Source organism: Mucilaginibacter antarcticus (genome assembly GCF_042686155.1).
Classification (GTDB): Bacteria; Bacteroidota; Bacteroidia; order Sphingobacteriales; family Sphingobacteriaceae; genus Mucilaginibacter; species Mucilaginibacter antarcticus.
Genome location: NZ_JBHUON010000030.1, coordinates 26,054 through 49,448, shown reverse-complemented (window position 1 = coordinate 49,448; position 23,395 = coordinate 26,054). Strand labels below are relative to the sequence as shown.

Here is a 23,395-nt window from a genome sequence, read left to right as displayed (position 1 = left end):
ACCTCGCTATAGCCCTGATCGTTGTGCAATGCGGCGGAGACCCGGGTTTGTTTTTCAAAACATAAAAATGGTCGGAATTTCTTCCGACCATTCGTGGGCTTTTGGCCCCTTTAAAAAGATTATGTGAATTGCCGTTGCCTTATGCTAAAACTTGTTTAACAATATCAGCAGCTTCTTTTAACAAGATAGCCGAGTATACTTTTAAACCAGAGTTATCTATCAGCTCTTTTGCCTCTTTAGCATTAGTGCCTTGTAAACGAATGATGATTGGGACCGGAATGTTGCCAATTTCTTTATAAGCGTCAATAACACCCTGGGCCACACGGTCGCAACGAACGATACCACCAAAAATGTTGATCAGGATAGCTTTTACGTTAGGATCACTCAGGATTATGTTGAAACCCGCTTTAACAGTTTGTGCGTTAGCTGTTCCGCCAACGTCAAGGAAGTTAGCAGGCTCGCCACCGGCAAGCTTAATAATGTCCATGGTAGCCATAGCTAAACCGGCACCATTAACCATGCAACCAACGTTACCATCAAGCTTAACATAGTTAAGGTTTGATTTGCCTGCTTCAACTTCGGTAGGGTCTTCTTCGGCAGTGTCGCGCATAGCAGCATAATCAGCATGGCGGTATAAAGCGTTGTCGTCTAGGTTAACCTTAGCATCAACAGCTAGTATTTTATTGTCTGATGTTTTTAATACAGGGTTGATCTCAAACATTGATGAGTCTGTTGCATCGTAAGCCTTGTATAAAGCAGTAATGAACTTAGTCATATCTTTAAACGCATCGCCTGACAGTCCAAGGTTAAACGCTATTTTACGAGTTTGAAAACCCTGTAAACCTACCTTAGGGTCAATTTCTTCTTTAAAAATCAAATGTGGCGTATGCTCAGCAACTTCTTCAATGTCCATACCGCCTTCGGTACTGTACATGATAATGTTACGGCCACTTGCACGGTCAAGCAACACGCTTACATAAAACTCTTTGGTTTCGCTGTCGCCGGGGTAATAAACATCCTGAGCAACCAATATCTTACTTACCAGTTTACCTTCGGGGCCGGTCTGTGGGGTAATTAATTGCATTCCTAATATATCGGTAGCTCTTTGCTTAACTTCATCTAAGTTTTTAGCCAGCTTAACACCACCACCTTTACCGCGGCCACCCGCGTGTATTTGTGCTTTAATCACTACCCAGCTAGAGTCGTAATCTTCTTTCAATTTTTTAGCAGCCTCAACAGCCTGTTCAGGTGTGTCGGCAACAATGCCTTCCTGCACCTTTACACCAAAACTTTTTAGTATCTGTTTTCCCTGGTATTCGTGAATATTCATATGCTTTAGATGATTTGCGGTAAATCTAATAATTTGTTTTGGATTTCGTTATTAGCAAACAGAGATTAGTGATTAGATTTTAATTAGAGATGACTAAGTATAAAATTAGGTAATCGGGCGACAATCTGTAAGCAACATTCGCTAACTTTACAGCATGCTAAAAGCAACTGCAATTAATAAATCGTACGGTCAGCTCCAGATATTAAAAGGGGTTGATATCGAGGTTAATAAAGGAGAGATTGTTACAATAGTTGGCGCATCCGGGGCTGGCAAAAGTACACTGCTTAATATACTTGGAACCCTTGACCGGCCGGACTCTGGCCAGCTATTTATCAATGATGTGGAGCTAAACAAGCTAAGTAATAAAAATCTAAGTAGCTTTCGCAATCGCGAAATTGGATTCATTTTTCAATTTCATCATCTGCTAGCAGAGTTTGACGCGATTGAAAATGTGTGTATCCCGGCATACATAGCAGGTACATCCCGCCACGAAGTCGAAAAGCGTGCCGCCGAGCTACTAGACCTTTTAGGTTTAAGCCATCGTTTGCATCATAAGCCCAGCACCTTGTCTGGGGGCGAGCAGCAGCGGGTTGCCGTGGCCCGTGCCTTGATCAACAACCCCGCGTTAATATTTGCCGATGAGCCTTCCGGAAACCTTGACTCGCAAAACGCGCGCGAGCTGCATGAGTTGTTTATCAAGTTGCGTAAAGATTTTAATCAAACCTTTGTAATTGTAACCCATAACGAAGATCTGGCAAACCTGTCAGACCGTAAGGTAATGATGGTTGACGGCTTAATTGTTCAATAACATGAATATTTTAATTACTTCAGCCTTGTCTGCCAGGGCACACCAGGTTAAAGCCAGGCTAACAGCCAACAATATTCTTTTGGGTGATTATAACGATGTGCCGGCCTTTATGCTTACCCAAGGTAAAATGATAAAACTGCCAAGCCCACAATCAAGCTCGTTCGCTCATCAAATGTTGACTTTGTGCCTTGATAACGCAATAGAAGTTCTGTACCTTTTGGATGTTGCCGAGGCTGAAGCCCTTAATGAGTCAGAGCAGCTCTTTTTAGAGTATAACATCGAAATAAATACTGATGAAATATAACGATATCTCTAAATACAAGGCATATATTTTTGAGTTAGATAATGTTATTTATCCCGAAAAGGATTACCTGTTTCAGGTGTATTATTTGTTTACCAGTTTTATTGAATATATAGAGTTGTTTGATGCAAAGGTGCTTACTGATCTGATGGTTGAAACTTATCACAACGAAGGCAAAGACGAGGTGTTTAATACGGTGCAACAGAAGTTTGCCCTTGATGAAAAGTATCGCGAGAACTTCGACCGGCTGTTGTTGACCGCGAAGCTTCCGCTAAAGCTGCTGGCCTATCAGGCAGTGCTTGACTTGTTGCAAAATGTAGTGATTAATCGTAAAAAGATATTTATAGTAACAAACGGTAACCCGCAGCAGCAGCTCAATAAAATAAGATATACCGAGTGGCACGGCCTGGAAGCCTACCTGACCTGCTATTTTGCCGAAGAAACCACGCCAATGCCCGCGCCGGACGTTTTACAACTATTGCTGAAAGAACACACCCTTGAAGAAAGGGATGTGGTAATGATTGGAAATTCTGAAGCATCTAAACACAGCGCAGAGGTCGGCGGAATTGATTACTATAATGCCGACGATATTTTACCGACCTGATTTACAACATAATGAAGCTTATTACGTTAATTTACCAAATTATATTCTAATATGAGAAAAGCATTTTACTTCGTTCTTTTAATAGCTGCTTCAGGCTTCATTTCATGTAAAAAAGATAAAAAATATAATGGAGCCGAACCATCTAAAGATGGATCGGCATTTGATCTGATTAAAGACTCTGTATATCTATACGCTCAGGAAACTTATTACTGGCACGACGGTTTACCGGGCTATGCCGCGTTTAACCCCCGAATAGTTACCGGTAGTACTGATCTTGCCGCTTTAAGTGCCGAGGTAAACAAGTTATCTCAATACAAAATCGATCCGGCAACAGGTTATCCCTTCGAGTACTATGCACCTGCCGCAGGTGTTGCAAAATATTCATACATAGATGGAGGCGAGTCTTCCACTTCGCTTAATGGAACGAATAGTAATTTTGGTTTTGCACCCTTTTACAATACCGCTAATGACCTTCGTATAAAATATGTTTATCCAGGTTCTCCGGCTGATTTAGCCGGCGTAAAGCGTGGTTATAAAATCGTCAGTATAAATGGCAACGCTGATATCGGTTACGACGGGGCTTCGGGTACACATACACAGTTCGTCATAAATGCTTACGCCCGTAATAGTAGTATTGCTATGGTATTACAAAAGCCCGACAATACAAACCTTACAGTTAACTTAACGTCTGCAGATTATGCCGTTAACCCTGTATTAAACTACAAAACGGTTGACGCGGGCGGGGGCAAAATAGTTGGTTACATCGTTTTTAACTCTTTTACATCGCCAGCTAACGCAAATGCGAAGTTAGATGCAGCGTTTAATTATTTCCAGTCGCAGGGCGTTACAAATTTAGTGGTTGATTTACGCTACAATGGTGGGGGATATACCGCTACTGCCGAATACTTAGACAACCTGATAGTACCATCCGGTAAAACAGGCACCGCAATGTATAGCTATTACTTTAACGATATATTGCAAGCAGGTAAGGCAAAATTGCTGGCTAACCAGGTCCGCCGCGATAGTCAAACCGGCGAGCTTTACAACTTGGCTCAGTTTAACTACACGGTTGCTACCAACACCGTGAAATTTGCTAAAAAGGGCGCTTTAAACCTTAACAGGGTTTTCTTTATTGTTACCGGGGCAACTGCGTCTGCAAGCGAGTTAGCTATTAACAGCCTGCGCCCGCATATGGATGTGCAATTAATAGGCAACAACACCTATGGTAAACCGGTTGGTTTTTTTGATATCAAGATCAACAAGTATTCGTTATATGTGGCCCAGTTTGAGACTAAAAACTCAGCAGGGCAGGGTGGATACTACACTGGTATGTTGCCAGGCTCAGCCAATTATCCGGGTATAGCCGATTATGATGATGCGACAAAAGATTTTGGTGATACTACTGAAGTCTTATTCCACCATGCCATAAACTATATTAAACGTGGAACATATAGCACGCCTATAGTTAAGACACAAAGTTTGTCAGGCGGTCAAAAAACATTTTCGCTTAAACAGTCAAACGATGCAGCTATTGAGTTGGAAGCAGGTAAGTTTAATGGAATGATATACAAACAAAGATAGCCTAGTCTGCCAGTTCCCGCAAGTCTACAGGTACAACACGAGAGATACCCTGTTCAACCATAGTAACGCCGTAAATAACATCGGTGCTGGCAATGGTGCGCTTATTATGTGATACAATGATAAACTGCGACTGTGAAGAAAATTCACGGATGATGTTATTGAACTTATCAATGTTGGTGTCATCTAACGGGGCGTCCACCTCATCAAAAATACAGAATGGGGCTGGTTTTAGCAGGTAAAGCGAGAATAGGATAGCCGTAGCAGTCAATGTCTTTTCTCCACCCGAGAGTTGATTAATAGACAGCGGACGTTTTCCTTTTGGCTTTGCGATAATATCGATGTCTGACTCTAACGGACGCTGGGGATCGGTTAAAATCAAATCGCACGAATCCTGCTCATTAAATAGCGAGCGGAATACTTTGATAAAGTTTTCACGCACTAAAGTAAAGGCGGTCATGAATTTCTCTTTAGCCGTATCATCAATCGCTTGGATGGTAGCCATTAACGACGCCTTTGCCTCGGCAAGGTCTTTTTTCTGATTTTGAATAAACTCATAACGCGCGTTCATTTCGTTATAGGCTTCAATAGCCATTGGGTTTATGGCCCCAAAATCATCTAACTGGCTTTTAAGCTTATCAGCCCGCTCCCTAAGCGGTTGCTCGTTTTCGCTGTTGTTTTCTTCGTTTTCAGGCAAATCATTGATGTCAATACTAAACTCGACAGACAGGCGCTCTTTCAGCGCGTTTAATTCAATACGCAGGTTATTACGTTGCTCTTTTAACTCGTTCTCTATAAGGTCAGCCTGATCTTTTTGGCGTCGTAATACAGTAATAGCATCCTCATTTTGGGTAATTTTTCCACGCAGCTTATAATGTTCTTCTTCAGCTTCCTGGGTAGCTTTTTGGAGTTCCTCTTTCTGATTGTACATATCAAGTAGGCTGTCGTCTGATGTGTCCGACAGCTGCAGATTTTCTTGAATAGCCAGTTTTACTTTTTCAAGCTCGCCGCTGTTTTGTTTAATACGGCCCTCAAGGTTGTCTTGTTGGGTGAAACGATAATCCAGATCTTTATTTAATCCCGAAACTTTATTTTGTTGCTGATGAAAACGGATATTCTCCTGGTTGTATGTATTTGACTGTACAGTCACCATCTCATTTAGTTCATTAAACTCAGCTTGTTTTTCTACCAGCAAGTCGCTTTGAACTCGATTTTTATCCTTTAGATCAACCAATAACGGTTTTAGGTTGCCCATATCTTCCTTAATACTTGCAACTTTTTTTGCAATGTCGTCCTTACGGTTAAGGCTGTTCTCTATAAAGGTTTCGTATTGTTCCCGGCGGGTTTTAACCGTTATGAGTTCGGTATTTAACCGGTTAATATCCGCTAACTTTTGCGATAATTCGGCGGCTTTAACAGCGGCTTTTAGCGAGCTTAAGTGGTTTTGTAGTTCGTTAGCCTTTGTTTTGAGCTCGAACAAATAAACTTCTAAATTTTTGATTTCTTTTGCCAGTATATCGAGATTTTTGGCGCGACCAATACGTTTACCCTCAAACAAACCTACCGACCCTCCCGCCATTGTAAATTTCGTTTTATTGAATTTACCGCTCTGCGCCAGCAAAATTAGTCCTTCAGGAACTATCGTATTACTTAACTCAGTCTCGTCATTTACTAAATAAACGTTTTTAAGCAGCTGGTTAACCAGTGGCCAATACTTTTTATCCACCTCAACTACATTTAAAGCCGGAATGCGCCCTGTAACAGCTTCCTCCTTAAATTGAAGGCCGCTATCTTCTACATAATTGCTCAATATAAAAAACTGCGCCCTGCCGCGCGACGAGCCGCTTAGCAGGTTAATTGCTTTTACTGCTTCATTATACGTATCAACAACATAGTGATTCATTAACGGCTCCAGGTAATTTTCAATAGCAACCCGGTACTGCTCGCGGCAAAACAATACATCGCTAAACAGGGGAGCATTTTTGGCCCAGTCGTGGTTGTTTTTTAGGAAACGAATAGACTCTGGGAAACCCTCTAAGTTGTCGACGAGACTTTTGGTAAGGTTGTATTCATTTTGTTTGGCATCAAGCTTACGGCTTTGTATGATAATGGTTTCTTTAACAGTTTCAGCTTCGCCGTTAACACTTGCTATTTGTTCTTGCAGTTTATTTTCGCGCTTTAGTTCCTGGTCATATTCTTGTTGCAGGGCTTCGGTGCGGCCCTGTAATTCTGTGACTACATCGTTAAAATGTGAAAGCTCTACCTTTTTATTGGTCGCATCCTCCATGTTACGGTGGCTCTCTTGTTCAAGCGCCTGCTCTTGTATCTGCAGAATATCAATATCTTTCTCGACTTTATAAGCTTGGTTTTGCAGGTTATTATTTGTGCTTACAATTTCGTTAAGCTCATTGCGTGCGCTAGATTGCTGCAGGCGCAACTCCTCAACCATGAGCTTTAAATCAGCTACTTTAAGTGATAACGTATTTAGATTGTCATCTTCCTGGGCTTTCTCTTCATTAAGGCGCTTAACATTATACAGGACATGATTAAGCTGGTTACGGTCGCGTTCCAGTTCCTCTGTTAAACGCGACTCCTTATCCTGTTGAAATTTTAACTGCTCGTTCTTGATCTTTTTGTCGCTCTCGTAAGCCCGGATTTTAGAAATGAACTCGTTGGTAGCCTTTTGCTGTAAAGAAAGGTTTTTTTCTTTGGTAATACTCTCCAGCTTCTCTTGTTGTAAAGCGGCCTCCAGAGTATCCATTTTGGCTACTACGCCAGTTTTTTCTTCACGATGTGTTAATTCCTGTTGCTCAATCGCACCTAAAGAATCAGCAAAGGCTGCCATCTTGAACGAGGCCAGTTTAATGCTAAGTGTTTTGTATTCTTCTTTTATGCGGTAGTAACGTTCGGTTTTCTTTGCCTGATTCTCGAGCATCTTCAGGTTCTTCTGAATCTCAAATAATAGATCCTCCACACGCTCCAGGTCAGCCTCCGTGTCCTTTAATTTATTAAAGGTTTGTTTTTTGCGCAGTTTGTATTTTGAGATGCCCGATGCTTCTTCAAACAAGTTACGACGCGATCCTTCCTTGTTTGAAATGATCTCCTCGATCATCCTAAGCTCAATAATTGCGTAGGAGTCTGAGCCGATGCCGGTGTCCAGAAAAAGGTCTGTAATGTCCTTTAAACGGCATTGCACATCATTTAACCGGTACTCGCTGTCGCCGCTGCGGTAAAGTTTACGGGTTAATGTAACCTGTGAATAATCAGTGGGAAGGATGTTCCTGGTGTTGTCAAAGGTCAACGATACTTCGGCCAGATTAGCGGGCTTACGGCTCTTGGTACCGTTAAATATCACGTTATCCATCTTTTCGGACCTGAGCGCCCGTGTGCTTTGCTCGCCAAGTACCCAGCGTATAGCGTCAACAACGTTTGACTTGCCGCAGCCGTTAGGGCCAACAATAGCTGTAACACCCTCATTAAAGTTGATGGTGATCTTATCGCCAAAGCTTTTAAAACCCTTGATTTCTAATCGTGTAAGCTGCATTTAAACGTATTAGCCAACTTTAATTCCAAGGATCAAAATAACCAAAAAAAATGATTTACGGTGGTTTTAGATTAAATGTAGATACTACCTTTTAAATAAGTTACCGCATTGCCGCTCATCAACACTCTATCACCCCGCAGTTCACACCATAATTCGCCTTTGCGGGCAGAGATCTGGTACGCATGTAGTTGATCTTTACCTAGCTCTTTGGCCCAGTAAGGTATCAGGTTGCAATGTGCTGAACCTGTAACGGGATCTTCAGGAATACCTGCGCCGGGTGCAAAAAAGCGCGATACGAAATCTACATCATCACCAGGAGCAGTAACAATGATGCCTACGGTATCCATTTTTGATAAGGCAAAAAAGTCGGGAGACATTTCGCGGATCTCTAATTCAGAATCATACACCACGAAGAAATCTCTTGATCTCAATATAGATTTTGGTGAAATACCGCCCAGGGCTTCTACTAGTCCGTTAGGCTCTTCTATAACGATAGGAGGGCGCGACGGGAAATCCATGGTGTATTTATCGCCATCACGAGTAACGGTTAAGATGCCCGATTTAACAGTTTCGAAATGAATAGTATCACCTTGGTAGCCTAACTCAGTAAATAAAATATGTGCAGATGCCAGCGTAGCATGGCCACAAAGATCTATCTCATACTCCGGCGTAAACCAGCGTAGCTTGTAGCCATTGGCTGTCTTTACAAAGAAGGCAGTTTCGGCCAGGTTATTTTCCACGGCTATCTTTTGCATAACCACATCAGGTAACCATTCGGTTAACGGGCATATTGCAGCGGGATTGCCTCCAAAAAGTTGATCGGTAAAGGCGTCGGCCTGGTAAATAGGGATAGTCATACTTTGTCTAATTAATATTGCTAAGGTAGTTGTAAGTAACCAAATCGTCAATGCTATTGATCGGTTTAGTGCAGCCATTAGTCAAAAGAATTATTCGGTCGCTTATATCCAAAACGTTTCTGTATTGATGATCTGTTACTATGATCCCTTTTCTTTTAGCACACAATCTGATTAGTGGCTTTAGTTCTTCAATTTGCACCGGCGAGATATGGGTAAAAGGTTCGTCCAATAAAATAAAGTCGGCTTTATTATAAATGATCATCAATGTTTCAAGCATACGCTGCTCTCCTCCGGATAGTTGCGCAATGGCTTTCTGTCCGTGTTTGATATAGGCCGGATGACTGATGAAATCCTCCCAAAAGAAATCATCTACCAACATTTTTGCCAGATCATGGATCTTAATCTGCGGCGGTAAGTAACTTTGCTGCGGAAGGTAGGCCATGCGGCTGTTTTTATAGCCTGTCGTTATGTAGGTATCATCAATACTCAGGTATTTGTACGCCGGCTTAAGCAAACCAAATATGATTTTCAGCAATGATGATTTGCCGCAGCCATTCCGGCCTAATAAACCTACTATTTCGCCCTGTGTGCAGCTTATAAAAACATCAGTCAGGATCTTCCGGCCCGAAAAATCCAGTTCTATACTATCCGCTTTTAATGTCAGTGGATTCATTTTACAAGGTTAACGCAGATAACCATCGCCAAAAACAGTAAAAAGTCAAATGCTATCGAATAAGCATACATGGATTTGATGCTGTGCCCCGCGTTAAGAAAATACAGATAAGTGCGATTAGCGAAATGATGTTTATAGAAGATGTAACCAGCATAACCCACTATTTTTATCAATATCGCTACCGGAATAAACTCAGACCCATTAGCATGTATTTGAGATATACCGATTAGACTGAAAATGAGGCCCAGTATAGAGAGTGGTCTGTAAAAATACCAGACCAGCGTAAGCGTTTTTGTCATTACTGCAATTGGATAAGATGGAGCTATAACGTGGTTTACTAGCAAAAATTTTATCACTGTGTTTTTGTAAATAAAAAAGCCGGACTTTTTGAAAAGTCCGGCTTTTTTAAATAATTGTTGTGACGGATTAACCTAAATAAGATTTGAGAATCTTGCTTCTGCTGGTGTGGCGTAAGCGTTGTAAAGCTTTGTCTTTTATCTGACGTACACGCTCGCGGGTAAGATTAAACTTTTCGCCAATCTCTTCTAAAGATAGGGGATGGTTAGTGCCTAAGCCAAAGAACAAAACAATGATCTCGCGCTCGCGCTCTGTTAAAGTAGATAATGAACGTTTGATCTCTTCTGATAATGACTCATTGATCAAGATTGCATCTGTGTTTGGTTCAGAGTTTTCTAATACATCTAACAATGTATTTTCTTCGCCCTGTACAAATGGCGCATCCATAGATACATGACGGCCAGAGTTGCTCAATGTATCAGAGATTTTGTCAACCGTAGTTTCAAGCATGTCTGCTAACTCTTCTGGTGAAGGCTCGCGTTCAAACTCTTGCTCTAACTTCGAAAACGCTTTGCTAATTTTGCTTAATGAACCAACCTGGTTTAAAGGTAAACGCACTATACGAGATTGTTCTGCAATAGCTTGCAGTATTGACTGGCGGATCCACCATACTGCATATGATATGAATTTGAAACCTTTGGTTTCGTCAAAACGTTTGGCCGCTTTAATTAAGCCAAGATTTCCTTCATTAATCAAATCGCCAAGGGTTAGGCCCTGGTTTTGATATTGTTTAGCCACAGAAACCACAAAACGAAGGTTTGTTTTAGTCAAACGCTCTAAAGCGGCTTGATCACCCTCTCTGATTTTTTGCGCTAGTATTACTTCTTCTTCAGCTGTTATTAAGTCAACTTTACCAATTTCGTGTAGATATTTGTCAAGTGATTGCGACTCACGGTTGGTAATGGATTGCGTTATTTTGAGTTGTCTCATTTATTTAATTAAACTCGATTCTTGAGTGTGAGAATTGAACGTGCAAAGGTAAACAAAAGTTTGCCCATATTTTAAAGGAAAAAAAAGATTATATAATCTTCATTTTCAGCTATTAATTGCATGGTTTTTGTGGTGTAATTTAAATATCGTTTAGTTTAAAAGTTTCCCCTAATCGCACACCTTTTTCTGTTCGTTGCAAAGTACAACATTCGTTGATAGGGTCATGCTCTAAAAATAAGATATAGTTTTTAGTTAAAGCTTCATCTAAAATTAGTTTTTTCTCTGCAAGTGTCTGTAATGGAAACATGTCATAAGCCATTACATAGGGTAACGGTAAATGACCCACGGATGGCAGCAGATCAGCCATATATAAAATTTGTTTGTCTTTATAGTTTATCAATGGTAACATCATGGACTCTGTATGTCCGTATACAAATTTCACACTGATGTTATTAGTGAAACTTGCATGGTGATGAGCCTCTATAAACTTCAGTTGCCCGCTGGCTTGTATGGGCAATATGTTTTCTTTTAAAAAGGAGGCCTTTTCACGCTCGTTAGGGTTTATCGCCCAATCCCAATGCTTACTGTTGCTCCAGTAAACAGCGTTTTTAAAAGCGGGGAGCAGTTTGTCACCCTGTCTTATTACAGCGCCACCAACGTGGTCAAAATGTAAATGGGTTAAAAAAACATCAGTTATGTCGTTACGATGAAAACCAAGTTTAGCCAATGAACCCTCAAGTGTCGCGTCGCCGTGTAAATAGTAATGGCTCAGAAAACGGTCATCTTGTTTATCGCCAATACCCGTATCTATCAGTATCAGCCGGTCGCCATCTTCAACTAACAAACATCGCATTGCCCAGGTGCAAAGGTTGTTAGCATCAGCAGGATTGGTGCGGTTCCATATCACTTTGGGTACCACGCCAAACATAGCGCCGCCATCTAACTTAAAAAAGCCGGTATCTATTGTGTGTAGTTTCATCGATCAATTAAAAGTAAAAATCCAAAAGTAAAAAGATGGAATGGTGTTAAATAAAAAGGCCGATAGTAATACTAACGGCCTTATGTATTTTATTCTAAATTTTTGATTTACAAGTGGATACACTCGCCGTATGCTTCGGCGGCTGCTTCCATTATCGCCTCGCTCATGGTAGGGTGAGGGTGTACAGTTTTTATAATATCATGTCCGGTAGTTTCCAGCTTGCGTGCGGTTACAACTTCGCCAATCATTTCGGTAACGTTATTACCAATCATGTGTGCACCTAAAAATTCTCCGTATTTGGCATCAAATATTAGCTTAACAAAACCGTCTTTTGCGCCTGATGCACTTGCTTTGCCCGAAGCTGAGAAGGGAAATTTACCTACTTTAATTTCATAGCCGGCTTCTTTTGCCGCTTTTTCTGTATAACCCACAGAAGCTATCTCCGGGCTGCAATAAGTACAACCTGGGATGTTATTATAATCTAATGGCTCAGGTTTTAAGCCTGCTATTTTTTCAACGCAGATAATACCTTCAGCAGATGCAACGTGGGCCAGCGCCTGACCTTTAACAATATCGCCAATGGCATAAACACCTTCAATATTTGTTTTATAGTAATCGTCAACAACAACTTTGCCTTTATCAAGGGCTACGCCATTTTCCTCAAGGCCAAGGCCTTCAATGTTGGTAGAGATCCCTACGGCAGATAAAACGATTTCTGCCTCTAAAGTTTCGGTACCGCTTGCCGTTTTTACAGTAACTTTACAACCCTCACCGCTGGTATCAACCGCCTCAACGTTTGAGCTAGTCATGATATTGATGCCGGATTTTTTAAGTGAACGTGCTAATGCTTTTGATACTTCCTCGTCCTCTAACGGAACTATGTTGTCCAAATATTCAACTACCGTAACTTTAGTGCCTATTGAGTTATAGAAATAAGCAAACTCAATACCGATAGCGCCCGAACCTACGACAATCATTGATGCTGGTTTTTTTGGCAGTATCATAGCCTGGCGGTAGCCTATTACTTTTTTAAAGTCTTGTTTCAAGCTAGGTAATTCGCGTGAACGACCACCGGTAGCTAAAATAATATGTTTTGCAGTAACTTCTTTAGTGCCATCGTTGTTTCTAATTTCTACAACGCCTTTACTTTTTAATTTACCGGTGCCCATTATAACGTCAATTTTGTTTTTTTTCATTAAAAACTGAACGCCTTTGCTCATGCCATCGGCAACGCCGCGGCTTCTTTTAATTACTGCCTCAAAATCAACTTCACCTGCACCGTTTAATTTGATACCATAATCGGCAGCATGATTTAGATACTCAAATACCTGAGCGCTTTTTAACAATGCCTTGGTAGGTATGCAGCCCCAGTTAAGGCATATGCCGCCCAGAGACTCTTTTTCAACTACAGCGATTTTTAAACCAAGCTGGGAAGCACGGATTGCGGCTACGTAGCCACCCGGGCCAGACCCTATAACAATTACATCGTAATTCATATTCTTTTGTGATCTGTGTTTTAAATTTTAGAAAGCCAAAGCTAAGTAAAAGGGGCGAAAGCAAAAAACATAGGTGGGTAATAATGGTAAGCCTGATTATTAACAAAAGTCTACAACGGCTATAGATTAACTTAAAGTGTAATATTTATAAAGTGATGTAAGTTTTACATTATTTAGGTCATATTTTTTTGTAATTATCGGTATACGTTATAAAATGTTGATAAAAACATAATAAAAACCTCCCAGACTTAATATTAATTTAACAATAATGAGTGGGTTTACCTCTATATTTGCACTGCAATTTTTACTTAATTTCATTTAAACAAAACAAGTATGAGGAAGTATTTACAAAAATTTTCCGTTCTGGTATTTTCTATGCTACTTACCGTGGGTGCTTTTGCACAGAGCACCATTAAAGGTAAAGTGGTTGACGCAGTAACCAAAGAGCCTTTAATAGGCGCAACGGTTGGCGTTAAAGGTACTACAAACGGTGTCGCAGTAGCGCTCGACGGCTCTTTTAAGCTTAACGCCAACACTGGTGTTACGCTAGTTGTAACTTATGTTGGTTACAATACCAAAGAATTAACAGCTACGAGTACTAATTTAGGCGAGATCACTCTTGATCCTTCAAGCGGTACTATGAAAGAAGTAGTTGTATCTGCAAATTTAAATTCTGTCGCTATCGACAGAAAAACCCCTATCGCCGTAACAACCGTTAGCGCAACTTTTATCGAAGAAAAGCTGGGTAACCAGGAATTTCCTGAGATGTTAAAATCAGCGCCGGGCGTTATGGTTACTAAGCAAGGTGGTGGCTACGGCGACTCTCGTTTAAGTATCCGTGGTTTCAAGCAAGCTAACGTTGCCGTAATTATAAACGGTATGCCTATTAACGATATGGAAAACGGTGCCGTATTCTGGTCAAATTGGTCGGCATTAAGCGACGTTACTTCGTCGTTGCAGGCTCAGCGTGGTTTAGGCGCATCTAAGGTTGCCGTGCCTTCATTGGGTGGTACAGTAAATATTGTTACACGCACAACCGACGCTAAAAGAGGCGGTTCTGTAGCGCAGTCAGTGGGTACAGACGGTTACCTAAAAACTATGATAGCATTGTCTACTGGTTTAGACGAAAAAGGCTGGGCATTCACAGCTTTGGGTACCAAAACTCAAGGTAATGGTAACGCCGGTGGTTTGAACTTTGTAGGTTATAACTACTTTTTCAATGCATCAAAAGTATTAACGGATAGACAAACATTGGCTTTAACTTTGATCGGTGCTCAACAACGACACGGTCAACGCTCTACAAAAAGCTCTATAGAAACTTATAGACTTGCTCCTCAAGGTATTAAATATAACCCGGATTGGGGTTACAGAGATGGTCAGGTCGTTAATGTTCGTGACAACTTTTACACTAAACCAATTTTGTCATTAAATCACGATTGGAAAATAAATGACGGTGCTAGTTTGTCAACAGTTCTCTATGCGTCAAAAGGTACTGGTGGCGGTGGTTCATCAAACTTTAGCTACGGCAGTATTCCACGCACTGGCGATTCTTACTCTCCATTTGATATCGACGCCGTACAAGATGCCAACGTTGCAAATCCGGATGGTTCAGCTATCAACTATTTAAGAGCCGCAAGAAATGATCATGAGTGGTATGGTGCTATTAGTACTTTAAAAAAGAAACTTACGCCCGAAATTGATTTATTGGCAGGTGTTGATTTACGTTATTACATCGGTCGTCACTTTACAGAAGTTACTGATCTTTTAGGTGCAAGATATCTAATTGATAACAGAACCGGTACTGGTGCTGGTGATATCAATAACCCTATTAAAAATGCCCGTGTGGGCGACAAAATCATTTATAACAATGATAGTAACGTAGCTTGGCAAGGTGGTTTCTTACAGGCAGAATACTCTAAAAATGATCTGTCCGCATTTATATCAGTTGCGGGTTCAAATACATCATACAAAAGAATTGATCATTTTAACTACTTAGATACCGATCCTTTACAGACAACCCCTAACAAAAACTATTTTGGTTACCAGGCTAAAGGCGGTGCTAACTATAACTTAGATGCAAACCACAATGTTTTTGCAAATGTTGGTTATTTAACAAGAGCTCCTTTTTTTAACGTCGCTTTCGTTAACAATACTAACGTGCCAAACCCTGTAGCTAAAAATGAGAAATTGTTAAGTTATGAATTAGGTTATGGTTTCCGTAGCGCAATCTTTAGTGCAAACGTAAACTTGTACCGTACAGATTACAAAGACAGATCATCCGCTCCAAGACAAGCTACTCAAAACGGTCAAACTTACTATGCTAACATTACCGGCATTAATGAGCTACACCAAGGTGTTGAGGTTGACTTTAAATTACGCCCGGTAAAAGAAATAACACTTTCTGGTTTTCTTTCAATAGGAGACTGGACATATACTAACAGTGTCGGACCTGTGACTGTATTTGACGAGACCAATCAACCAGTGCCGGGACAAACTGCGGTTTATTACAACCTTAAAGGCTTAAAAGTTGGTGATCAAGCCCAAACTACCGGTGGTTTAAACTTAGATGTTAGCGTTGCCGAAGACCTTAAAATAGGTGGTAACTGGAACTATTATGCTAACTATTATTCAGATTTTAGCTACACGTCAGCTTCAACCACCTCACCAAATGGCGCACCACTTAATACCTGGAAAATGCCTGCTTATCATTTGTTTGATTTGAACGCAGTGTTTAAATTTAAATTTGCAGGTTTAAACTCTGAATTAATTGGTAACATGAACAACGTATTTAACACTAACTACGTATCAGATGCGTTAGATGCTGCCAACTCAGGTAAAGCTGTAAATAGTGTTGTATTTTACGGTATCGGAAGAACGATTACCACAACTTTGAAAGTTAAATTTTAATTAAAAGAGATATTTCATGAAAAAGATTTTTCACTTATTAGCTGTTGCAGCCGTGGCTTTATCGCTTACAGGCTGTGATCCGATGGACAAGACATATAAAGAGTTAGGCGATTTACCAAAACCGGCTTTATCTGTAAACCTTACGCTTACCGCTGCTGATTATGCTTTATTGCCAACAACAGATTATGCTAAAACAGGGCTTTACTACAAAACTTTAGAAGATGCTAAAGTAAGCATACCTGCAATTTTGGCTAAGAAATATACCAACTACAATGAGAAGTCAGCTATCACGGTTACTTATGGTGCTCCGCCGCTTACTGTAAAGCCAATAGACACGGTGTTTGCAAGTATTGCCTATACTTTGTTACCAGCAGATTACACTTTAAATGGTGGTACCACCACATCCACCAATTTTAGTGCAACGACAATTATCACCTGGTTGGGTATTAAATATCCAACGGCTACAGAGGGTAAATTAGCAGTTATTACTTTTAACTTTTTTGATCAAGGTGCTACCACCACTGCTGTTCAGCAATCATTTTTATTTACAGGTGGTGCTTGGACAAAACTGTACCACATTACGCCTGCACAGTATACCTCGTTAGGTAAGGGTGGTAATAATAACAACTTTGTAACTGCGGATGCCGCTATTATACCAAGTTATTTGAACACTTTACTAAAAGCTGATCCTAGTGTGTCTGTTACAGCTAAAGCTGGTGATGTAAAATACGTTAGTTACAAGTATTTTCAGGCAGCTACTGGTACTGCTCCAACCCAAGTGCCTGCTGTAACTGCGCAACGCGTTATAGGGCTTACATTTGACGGTACCAATTGGACAACAAAACCTGCGGCTGCATCACCGCTAATTTTCGTTAAAACTAATGGCGTCTGGGTACCAGATAACACTGTAAACTATCAATTAACACCAGCCGATCACGTAACTATATCTGGTCTAACCTTTGGTTCTGACGCTGCACGTGCCAACCTGGCTAGTTTCAAAAGTGTGGACTTGCGTTCTTCAAGCCCTACCAAATGGCTGCCTGAAGAAATTGCAGATGCAGTGAAAGCATTTGCTAAAATCAAATTCGGCGCTACTGCAGAGCAAAATCAAGTTTTCAACTTAAGCTATTACGGTTACACAGGTAGTTACGCTTACGTTTTAGTAAAATTAAAATACGTAGGTACTGAATTTACTTTTGTTAAGTAATCAATAACTTATATAAACAAAGAAAGCCGCTCATTTTGAGCGGCTTTCTTTGTTTATATAAGTTATTGATTCGCCTACCAGTGATAAAAATCTATTACTGCACCAAAGTAACTATCATCCCAGCCTTCAACCATATTATCGTAATCGGCATCAGGGATATTGGTGTGGCGCAACTCGGCGGATGTACCTGCTTTGTCCTCGAACAGCTTAATCGTAACAATTGATTCTTCTGGTTGTCCTTCAAAATACCATTGTTGTACAATTTTTTTACCTGTTTCAAACTCAAGGTTTTTACCTACTATGGCGCCATCCCATAAAGAAAACTCCGAGCCCGGCTCTGTAGACATCACTGCTGCTTCGCCTGTCCATAACTGTATGGTTATGGGGTTTGTTAGCGCTAAATAAACTTCGCCCGGCAAGGCCGGAATTATATAATATTTCTTAAAATCTTTCACCTGCGCAAGTTAGCTATTTTACAGGTCCGATAGGTAACACAGTTCTGCCATAAACTTCATTTAAAACCTGGGCTATACCGGTGTAAATAGCCGATGCGCCACAGATGATGCCTTCATAGCCTGCGATGGTAGTAATGCTTTTGTTGCCGGTAGCATCGCCTATGGCTAATAGCGCGAATAATATTACCAGTGAGCCAAAAACAAACTGCAGCGCTTTGTTTAATTTGAAAGTGCCAATAAATAGTAAAAAGGTAAAAATACCCCACACAGATAAATAGGCCGTCATAGCGCCGGCGGTTGGTGCGGCTACCCAGCCTAACTTAGGCATAACAATAAGCGCGACAAGCGATAGCCAAAAGAACCCGTAAGAGGTAAAAGCAGTTAACCCGAAAGTATTGTCTTTTTTAGCTTCTATTATACCGGCTATAACCTGCGCCAGACCGCCGTAAAAAAGGCCCATTCCTAATATCATCGAGTTTTGCTCAAAATACCCGGCGTTATGGATGTTTAATAATACGGTGGTCATGCCAAAGGCGCACAAGCCCAGCGGTGCAGGATTAGCAATGCCATCCCTTACAGGTGCAGTAGTACTCATAATAAGTTTTAGTTATAATTGGTTTATACCTGCAATTTAAATGATTTATAATCATTTGCAAATTAAACTATCAAATGTCAATAAACTTAAGTCGAGAAGCTCTTGACACTTCAAACGGTAACCTATTTGTTACAGCCTAGTAAGCTATATGGTTTGTAATTTTGGCAAAGTGAAAACTCAATATTTTCATTGTTATTGTAAATGAAAAAACTGATCGGTCTTATTTTTATTTTCTGTTTTACTGTAAGCATCAGTCTATTTGCTCAAAGTCCGGATGAAAAAGCTATAGCAAGTCAGGTTGAAGCTATGCGCAAAGCCATGATATCCGGCGATAGGCAAGGCTTAAGTGACGTACTATCTGAGCGCGTTAGCTACGGGCATTCTTTTGATTTTGCACAAAATAAAGCCCAGTTACTTGATGGTTTTGTAAGTGGTAAATTTGCATTTACCAAAATTGATATAAAAGACCAAAAGATAAATGTAGAGGGTAATACCGCTATTGTACGCCATAAATTTATTGCCGATACCAATGATAACGGCAAAACCAACAGCGTGGCACTTGGAGTATTACAGGTTTGGAAAAGATACCAGGGTAAATGGCTGCTCTATGCCCGCCAGGGATATCGTCTGCCTAATGCGCCTAAGTAATAACTAATCGTCACTTTTATAAAGACCGGCTGCTTTATCTGCCGATAGTTTAATGCCTTTGATCATTGCAGAGCTAAAGCCATTGTGCTCCATCTCATTTAAGCCGGCAATGGTACAACCTTTCGGCGATGTTACTTTATCTATTTCCTGTTCAGGATGTGATGAAAGTTGTAATAGTAAGTTAGCTGCGCCTTTAGCAGTCTGAGCGGCCATTTTCAAGGCATCGTGAGCATGAAAACCTATCTCGGTGCCACCTTGCGATGCTGCTCTAACCGAACGAAGGAAGAAAGCAATACCACAAGCGCACAGCGCGGTAGCTGCAGTCATCAGCTCTTCGTTAATTTGTAGGGTAACACCCACGGTATCAAATAATGATTTTACAAGGTTAACATTTCTTGTAGATCCATTATCGGTGGCGATACAAGTCATCGAGTCGCCAATGGCGATAGCGGTGTTAGGCATAGCGCGTACAACCTGTACGCTCATATCCAGATATTTCCTCACATCCTCACAACTCACACCGGATATTACCGATACTAATAGCTGTTTTTCTGATTTTATAGCCGGCTTAATCTCGTCCAAAAGTTTATTAAGCTGTTGCGGTAGTACTGCCAGAATAACGATATCGGCCTTCTTGGCGGCTTTCATATTGTTATTTGTAGTTTGAAAACCTAAGGTAGCATATTCCTCTAGCGCCTCTAAATTACGACGGGTTAAGGTTATTTGTTGTGGTTTGCAAATGCCCGATTTTACCAGCCCTTTTGCTAAAGATAAACCGATATTACCGCTGCCTAAAATGGCTATATGTTGTTGCGAGATCATATTATTATTTACTTAGTCGTGTTCCAAATGGCCGGCCGTTTTTTAACTCTCCTAAATCATCAGATTTGCCTATCACTACTGCTTTAACGCCGCTGGCAATTGCCGCAAAGGCGTTTTCAAGCTTTGGCAGCATGCCACTGTGTATAATTTGCTTTTCTTTCAATTCTTCGTATCCAGCCGGGTCAATGTCTCTGATTATAGAGTCCTCATCGTCAACATCCATCAATACACCTTTTTTCTCGAAGCAATATATCAAGGTAGTTTCAAATAGCGTAGATAATGACACTGCAAGTGCCGAAGCGATGGTGTCAGCGTTTGTATTTAATAACTGGCCGTCGCCATCGTGCGTCAAAGCACAAAAAGCAGGGGTGAAGCCCGCCTCCAATAATCTGGCTATAGCTTGACTATCTACAGATGATTTGTCAATATCACCCACAAAGCCGTAATCTATAGTTTTTACCGGGCGTTTTTTTGTGCGGATAAAATTACCGTCGGCACCGGTAAGCCCTATGGCATTTGTGCCGAAACGCTGTAGTTGGGCTACAATGTTTTTATTGATAAGTCCGCCGTAAACCATTGTTACAATTCGAAGTGTTTCGACATCTGTTATACGCCTTCCGTCTACCAGTTTGGGTTCAATGCCCAACGTTTCTGAAAGTTGGGTTGCTACCTTGCCACCACCATGCACCAATATCTTATAACCATCTAATGCGGTGAAATCTTTAAGGAAATGATATAGATTTTCTGAATTATCTATCACATTTCCCCCAATTTTGATGATATGAAGTGCTTTTGATTCCATTAAGTGACGTTATAATGCAATTATAGTCAATAAATGATCAAAAGCTTATCATTTCGATATAAAGTAGGCCGAAACACACTATAACTGATAAAATAGTTATATAACGTAATTGATAGTTGTATAACTGAAAAATAAGTTTTATGTTTGGTTTATGGAAGAGTTAACCAAGACAGAAGAGCGCGTAATGCAAATTTTATGGAAACTGAAACATGGTTTTGTAAAAGACATTATTGATGCTTTGCCGGACGACCCTAAACCGCCTTATAATACCATATCGTCTGTAGTGCGGCTGCTGGAGAAAAAGGAATACGTTCGTTACAAGGCTTATGGTAAAACGTATGAGTACTATCCTGCAATATCAAAAGCAGAGTACCGCAAAGCATTTTTTAAAAAAATGATTTCGGGGTACTTTGACGGGTCTGTTGAAAGCCTGCTATCTTTCATGGTAAAAGAGGAGCAATTGGGCGAGGCGGATATCAATATGATTAAAGACATCATCAGTAAAAATAAATGATATGAATACTATTACTTATTTGCTGCAGGTTAGCGCATGCAGCGCTATCTTTTATGCCTTTTATTACCTGTTTTTAAGAAGGCTTACCTTTTTTACTATTAACAGATGGTATTAATGGCCACGTTAATATTTAGCTTTGCCATACCATTGGCTACAATCCCCGTAAGCCACCAATACGTGCCGGTTTTGAGCCAGGTAGTCCACGTTGAAATGCAACAATCGCAGCAGCAGCGACAAATACAGCCCGTTCAAGCGATACAACAGGTGGCAGTTTCGCAGGTAGGTACGCCGACGGTAGCTTTACAACAAACCGCTACAGTGCAGCCTATAAGCATAAATTGGCCCGAAGTATTCAATACACTCTATCTGTTGGCTGCCGCAGTACTATTTGTAAGGCTGATTTTTATTATTGGTAAGTTTTTCTGGAATATTAAGGGTAAGGAATGCACCAAGCTTGGTAAAATAAAAGTAATTAAAGGCGACAAAACTGTTAACAATGGCTCATTTTTAAACTATATCTTTTTAAACGACAACGCCTTAAGTGCTGATGAAATTAAACAGATTGTCGAGCACGAACTGTTGCATGTCAGGCTTTATCACTCGCTCGACCGCTTATTAATTAAAGTTGCTGAGGTTGCGCTTTGGTTTAATCCGTTTATTTACTTGTATGCGCGTTCGGTTGAAGAGAATCATGAATTTGAGGTTGACCTTGTTATGGGGAAATCGACCGACAAGTGTCAGTACGCAGACTTATTGTTGCATTTATGTGTAGCTGGCCATGGCAACTTGTATCATAATTTTAGCAAAGTGCCTTTAAAAGAGCGTATCACCATGTTGTTTACTAAACCTACAAACCATATGAAAAAGATAATTTACCTCCTTATATTACCGGTGGTAATGATAAGCTGCCTGGCTTTTGCTAAGTTTAAATTAAGGCAACCCTTAGCAGGGGTATTAAAGATTGATGCCGGTGCTTTGAAACTGGCAAACAAAAAGCTGGAACTAACCCTACCGGTACTTAAGGTGGGCAATGGCAATCCAAAAGAAAAAGCAGTGGCCGAAGAAAATGCAGAAGCAATCAATTGGCAAGCTCCGCAAATGGCAAATCAGCAAGCCATTTTGCCGGCTGATACAAATAGAAAAGCAAACTCCCCAAATATTGATAGGAAAATAGAAGCAATGTATGCAGATGCAGCATCGCAATTTTGGCCCGGCAAACCTAACATGATTTTTTTCAAAAAGGTGAGGTTAACTAATGCAGATGGCACTACCTATGATAGAGGAATATTTGAGATGATCAATGGAAAAGCGGCTGTAAACTTAAATTTGAAAGAAAAAATCGGCGTTATATTAAATGATGTGTTTTACACGGAAGAAGCAGTAAACAAATACGCTGAAGGCAAAACATTAATGTTAGGTATAAATACCAGAAAGCCCCAAATTATCAGAAAGAATAATGTTGACTATTTTGTGCCATTTACTTTTTTTTCCATGAAATTAAGAATCTTCGGAGACGAGACCGATACCGTAAGGGTTGGGGATCTTACCGTGTTGAAAAAATTTAAAAGTGGTGTAGTTACACCAAAGGAAGGTAATATGATAGCTGATAAAGCTATGGTAGCGGGTGGCCCATTTTATGAACGTTTTACAATTCATCCAAACGATAACAGGAAATTTGATGCTGTTATATCAAAACTGACAAATGGGCGTGCTGCAACTGCCACTTTAAAGAGTGATGAAAAGTTTGGAGTATTAATTAACGGCAAACTGTTTGATGAGCAAGTGTTGAAGGATCTGCCGGCGAAGACTATAGCGGCTTTAGCTTTTGATACTTTAGTTACATCGCAAATACCTGCTGGCTATAAAGTGCTTTATGTATTTAAAACAAACGTGAACTAATATTATCTAAAACTCAATACAATTTAACGGGTATCATAAACTGATACCCGTTTTCGTGTTGAACTATTCCATAACACAATTTGCCATCA

Annotated in this window: 21 protein-coding genes; 9 read left to right on the top strand and 12 right to left on the bottom strand. The window is 40.5% G+C overall.

Translation table 11 applies throughout. The annotated features are described in order from the left end of the window. Nucleotides 1-139: 139 nt before the first annotated feature. Nucleotides 140-1,330, bottom strand: coding sequence for an ADP-forming succinate--CoA ligase subunit beta (gene sucC / locus ACFSYC_RS18240; protein ID WP_377130287.1), 1,191 nt, complete (start codon nucleotides 1,328-1,330; stop codon nucleotides 140-142). Nucleotides 1,331-1,484: 154 nt separating this feature from the next. Between sucC and ACFSYC_RS18235 the strand changes: the two genes are divergently transcribed. The 4 genes from ACFSYC_RS18235 to ACFSYC_RS18220 are packed head-to-tail and all read left to right on the top strand — an operon-like array spanning nucleotide 1,485 to nucleotide 4,624. Further along, complete coding sequence (locus ACFSYC_RS18235; protein ID WP_377130286.1) at nucleotides 1,485-2,138, top strand: ABC transporter ATP-binding protein; 654 nt, start codon at nucleotides 1,485-1,487, stop codon at nucleotides 2,136-2,138. A gap of 1 nt (nucleotide 2,139) precedes the next feature. After that, nucleotides 2,140-2,442, top strand: coding sequence for a hypothetical protein (locus ACFSYC_RS18230; protein WP_377130285.1), 303 nt, complete (start codon nucleotides 2,140-2,142; stop codon nucleotides 2,440-2,442). After that, nucleotides 2,432-3,043 carry an HAD hydrolase-like protein gene (locus ACFSYC_RS18225; protein ID WP_377130284.1) on the top strand — a complete coding sequence of 204 codons (612 nt, stop codon included), beginning with the start codon at nucleotides 2,432-2,434 and terminating at the stop codon, nucleotides 3,041-3,043. Before ACFSYC_RS18230 ends, ACFSYC_RS18225 begins: the two co-directional genes overlap by 11 nt. Before the next feature lie 51 nt (nucleotides 3,044-3,094). Further along, on the top strand, nucleotides 3,095-4,624 hold the full coding sequence (locus ACFSYC_RS18220; RefSeq protein WP_377130283.1) for a S41 family peptidase: 1,530 nt from the start codon (nucleotides 3,095-3,097) through the stop codon (nucleotides 4,622-4,624). Nucleotide 4,625: 1 nt separating this feature from the next. Here the strand turns inward: ACFSYC_RS18220 and smc are convergent, their stop codons facing one another. The 7 genes from smc to lpdA all read right to left on the bottom strand — a co-directional run bounded on the left by smc (nucleotide 4,626) and on the right by lpdA (nucleotide 13,457). After that, nucleotides 4,626-8,165: a chromosome segregation protein SMC gene (gene smc / locus ACFSYC_RS18215; RefSeq protein WP_377130282.1), complete on the bottom strand. Its 3,540-nt coding sequence runs from the start codon at nucleotides 8,163-8,165 to the stop codon at nucleotides 4,626-4,628. Between the two features lie 71 nt (nucleotides 8,166-8,236). Beyond that, complete coding sequence (locus ACFSYC_RS18210) at nucleotides 8,237-9,022, bottom strand: PhzF family phenazine biosynthesis protein (RefSeq protein ID WP_377130281.1); 786 nt, start codon at nucleotides 9,020-9,022, stop codon at nucleotides 8,237-8,239. A gap of 7 nt (nucleotides 9,023-9,029) precedes the next feature. After that, on the bottom strand, nucleotides 9,030-9,695 hold the full coding sequence (locus ACFSYC_RS18205; RefSeq protein WP_377130280.1) for an ATP-binding cassette domain-containing protein: 666 nt from the start codon (nucleotides 9,693-9,695) through the stop codon (nucleotides 9,030-9,032). Further along, complete coding sequence (locus ACFSYC_RS18200; RefSeq protein ID WP_377130279.1) at nucleotides 9,692-9,994, bottom strand: hypothetical protein; 303 nt, start codon at nucleotides 9,992-9,994, stop codon at nucleotides 9,692-9,694. Before ACFSYC_RS18200 ends, ACFSYC_RS18205 begins: the two co-directional genes overlap by 4 nt. A 127-nt stretch (nucleotides 9,995-10,121) precedes the next feature. Beyond that, the gene (locus ACFSYC_RS18195) at nucleotides 10,122-10,982 is read right to left on the bottom strand and encodes a sigma-70 family RNA polymerase sigma factor (protein WP_377130278.1); all 861 of its coding nucleotides are present in this window, start codon (nucleotides 10,980-10,982) and stop codon (nucleotides 10,122-10,124) included. Nucleotides 10,983-11,121: 139 nt separating this feature from the next. Beyond that, the gene (locus ACFSYC_RS18190; protein WP_377130277.1) at nucleotides 11,122-11,961 is read right to left on the bottom strand and encodes an MBL fold metallo-hydrolase; all 840 of its coding nucleotides are present in this window, start codon (nucleotides 11,959-11,961) and stop codon (nucleotides 11,122-11,124) included. A 107-nt stretch (nucleotides 11,962-12,068) separates the two neighbouring features. Continuing rightward, on the bottom strand, nucleotides 12,069-13,457 hold the full coding sequence (gene lpdA, locus ACFSYC_RS18185) for a dihydrolipoyl dehydrogenase (protein WP_377130276.1): 1,389 nt from the start codon (nucleotides 13,455-13,457) through the stop codon (nucleotides 12,069-12,071). 333 nt (nucleotides 13,458-13,790) lie between these two features. On the opposite strand from lpdA, the gene ACFSYC_RS18180 reads away from it, so the two are divergent. Next, the gene (locus tag ACFSYC_RS18180) at nucleotides 13,791-16,364 is read left to right on the top strand and encodes a TonB-dependent receptor (RefSeq protein WP_377130275.1); all 2,574 of its coding nucleotides are present in this window, start codon (nucleotides 13,791-13,793) and stop codon (nucleotides 16,362-16,364) included. A gap of 16 nt (nucleotides 16,365-16,380) precedes the next feature. Continuing rightward, on the top strand, nucleotides 16,381-17,571 hold the full coding sequence (locus tag ACFSYC_RS18175) for a hypothetical protein (protein WP_377130274.1): 1,191 nt from the start codon (nucleotides 16,381-16,383) through the stop codon (nucleotides 17,569-17,571). Between the two features lie 74 nt (nucleotides 17,572-17,645). Here ACFSYC_RS18175 and ACFSYC_RS18170 read toward each other — a convergent pair whose 3' ends face one another. Both ACFSYC_RS18170 and ACFSYC_RS18165 read right to left on the bottom strand, forming a co-directional pair. After that, on the bottom strand, nucleotides 17,646-18,026 hold the full coding sequence (locus ACFSYC_RS18170; protein WP_377130273.1) for an SRPBCC domain-containing protein: 381 nt from the start codon (nucleotides 18,024-18,026) through the stop codon (nucleotides 17,646-17,648). A 13-nt stretch (nucleotides 18,027-18,039) separates the two neighbouring features. Beyond that, the gene (locus tag ACFSYC_RS18165; protein ID WP_377130272.1) at nucleotides 18,040-18,621 is read right to left on the bottom strand and encodes an acetate uptake transporter; all 582 of its coding nucleotides are present in this window, start codon (nucleotides 18,619-18,621) and stop codon (nucleotides 18,040-18,042) included. Between the two features lie 201 nt (nucleotides 18,622-18,822). Between ACFSYC_RS18165 and ACFSYC_RS18160 the strand changes: the two genes are divergently transcribed. Continuing rightward, nucleotides 18,823-19,269, top strand: coding sequence for a nuclear transport factor 2 family protein (locus ACFSYC_RS18160; protein WP_377130271.1), 447 nt, complete (start codon nucleotides 18,823-18,825; stop codon nucleotides 19,267-19,269). A 3-nt stretch (nucleotides 19,270-19,272) separates the two neighbouring features. On the opposite strand, the gene proC is transcribed toward ACFSYC_RS18160, so the two are convergent. Beyond that, complete coding sequence (gene proC / locus ACFSYC_RS18155) at nucleotides 19,273-20,091, bottom strand: pyrroline-5-carboxylate reductase (RefSeq protein ID WP_377130270.1); 819 nt, start codon at nucleotides 20,089-20,091, stop codon at nucleotides 19,273-19,275. A 4-nt stretch (nucleotides 20,092-20,095) separates the two neighbouring features. Beyond that, nucleotides 20,096-20,893 (bottom strand): acetylglutamate kinase, encoded by a 798-nt coding sequence (gene argB, locus ACFSYC_RS18150; RefSeq protein WP_377130269.1) that lies wholly within the window; start codon nucleotides 20,891-20,893, stop codon nucleotides 20,096-20,098. Between the two features lie 151 nt (nucleotides 20,894-21,044). On the opposite strand from argB, the gene ACFSYC_RS18145 reads away from it, so the two are divergent. Further along, nucleotides 21,045-21,407 (top strand): BlaI/MecI/CopY family transcriptional regulator, encoded by a 363-nt coding sequence (locus ACFSYC_RS18145; protein WP_377130268.1) that lies wholly within the window; start codon nucleotides 21,045-21,047, stop codon nucleotides 21,405-21,407. A gap of 114 nt (nucleotides 21,408-21,521) precedes the next feature. Next, the gene (locus ACFSYC_RS18140; protein WP_377130267.1) at nucleotides 21,522-23,306 is read left to right on the top strand and encodes a M56 family metallopeptidase; all 1,785 of its coding nucleotides are present in this window, start codon (nucleotides 21,522-21,524) and stop codon (nucleotides 23,304-23,306) included. Nucleotides 23,307-23,395 lie beyond the last annotated feature (89 nt).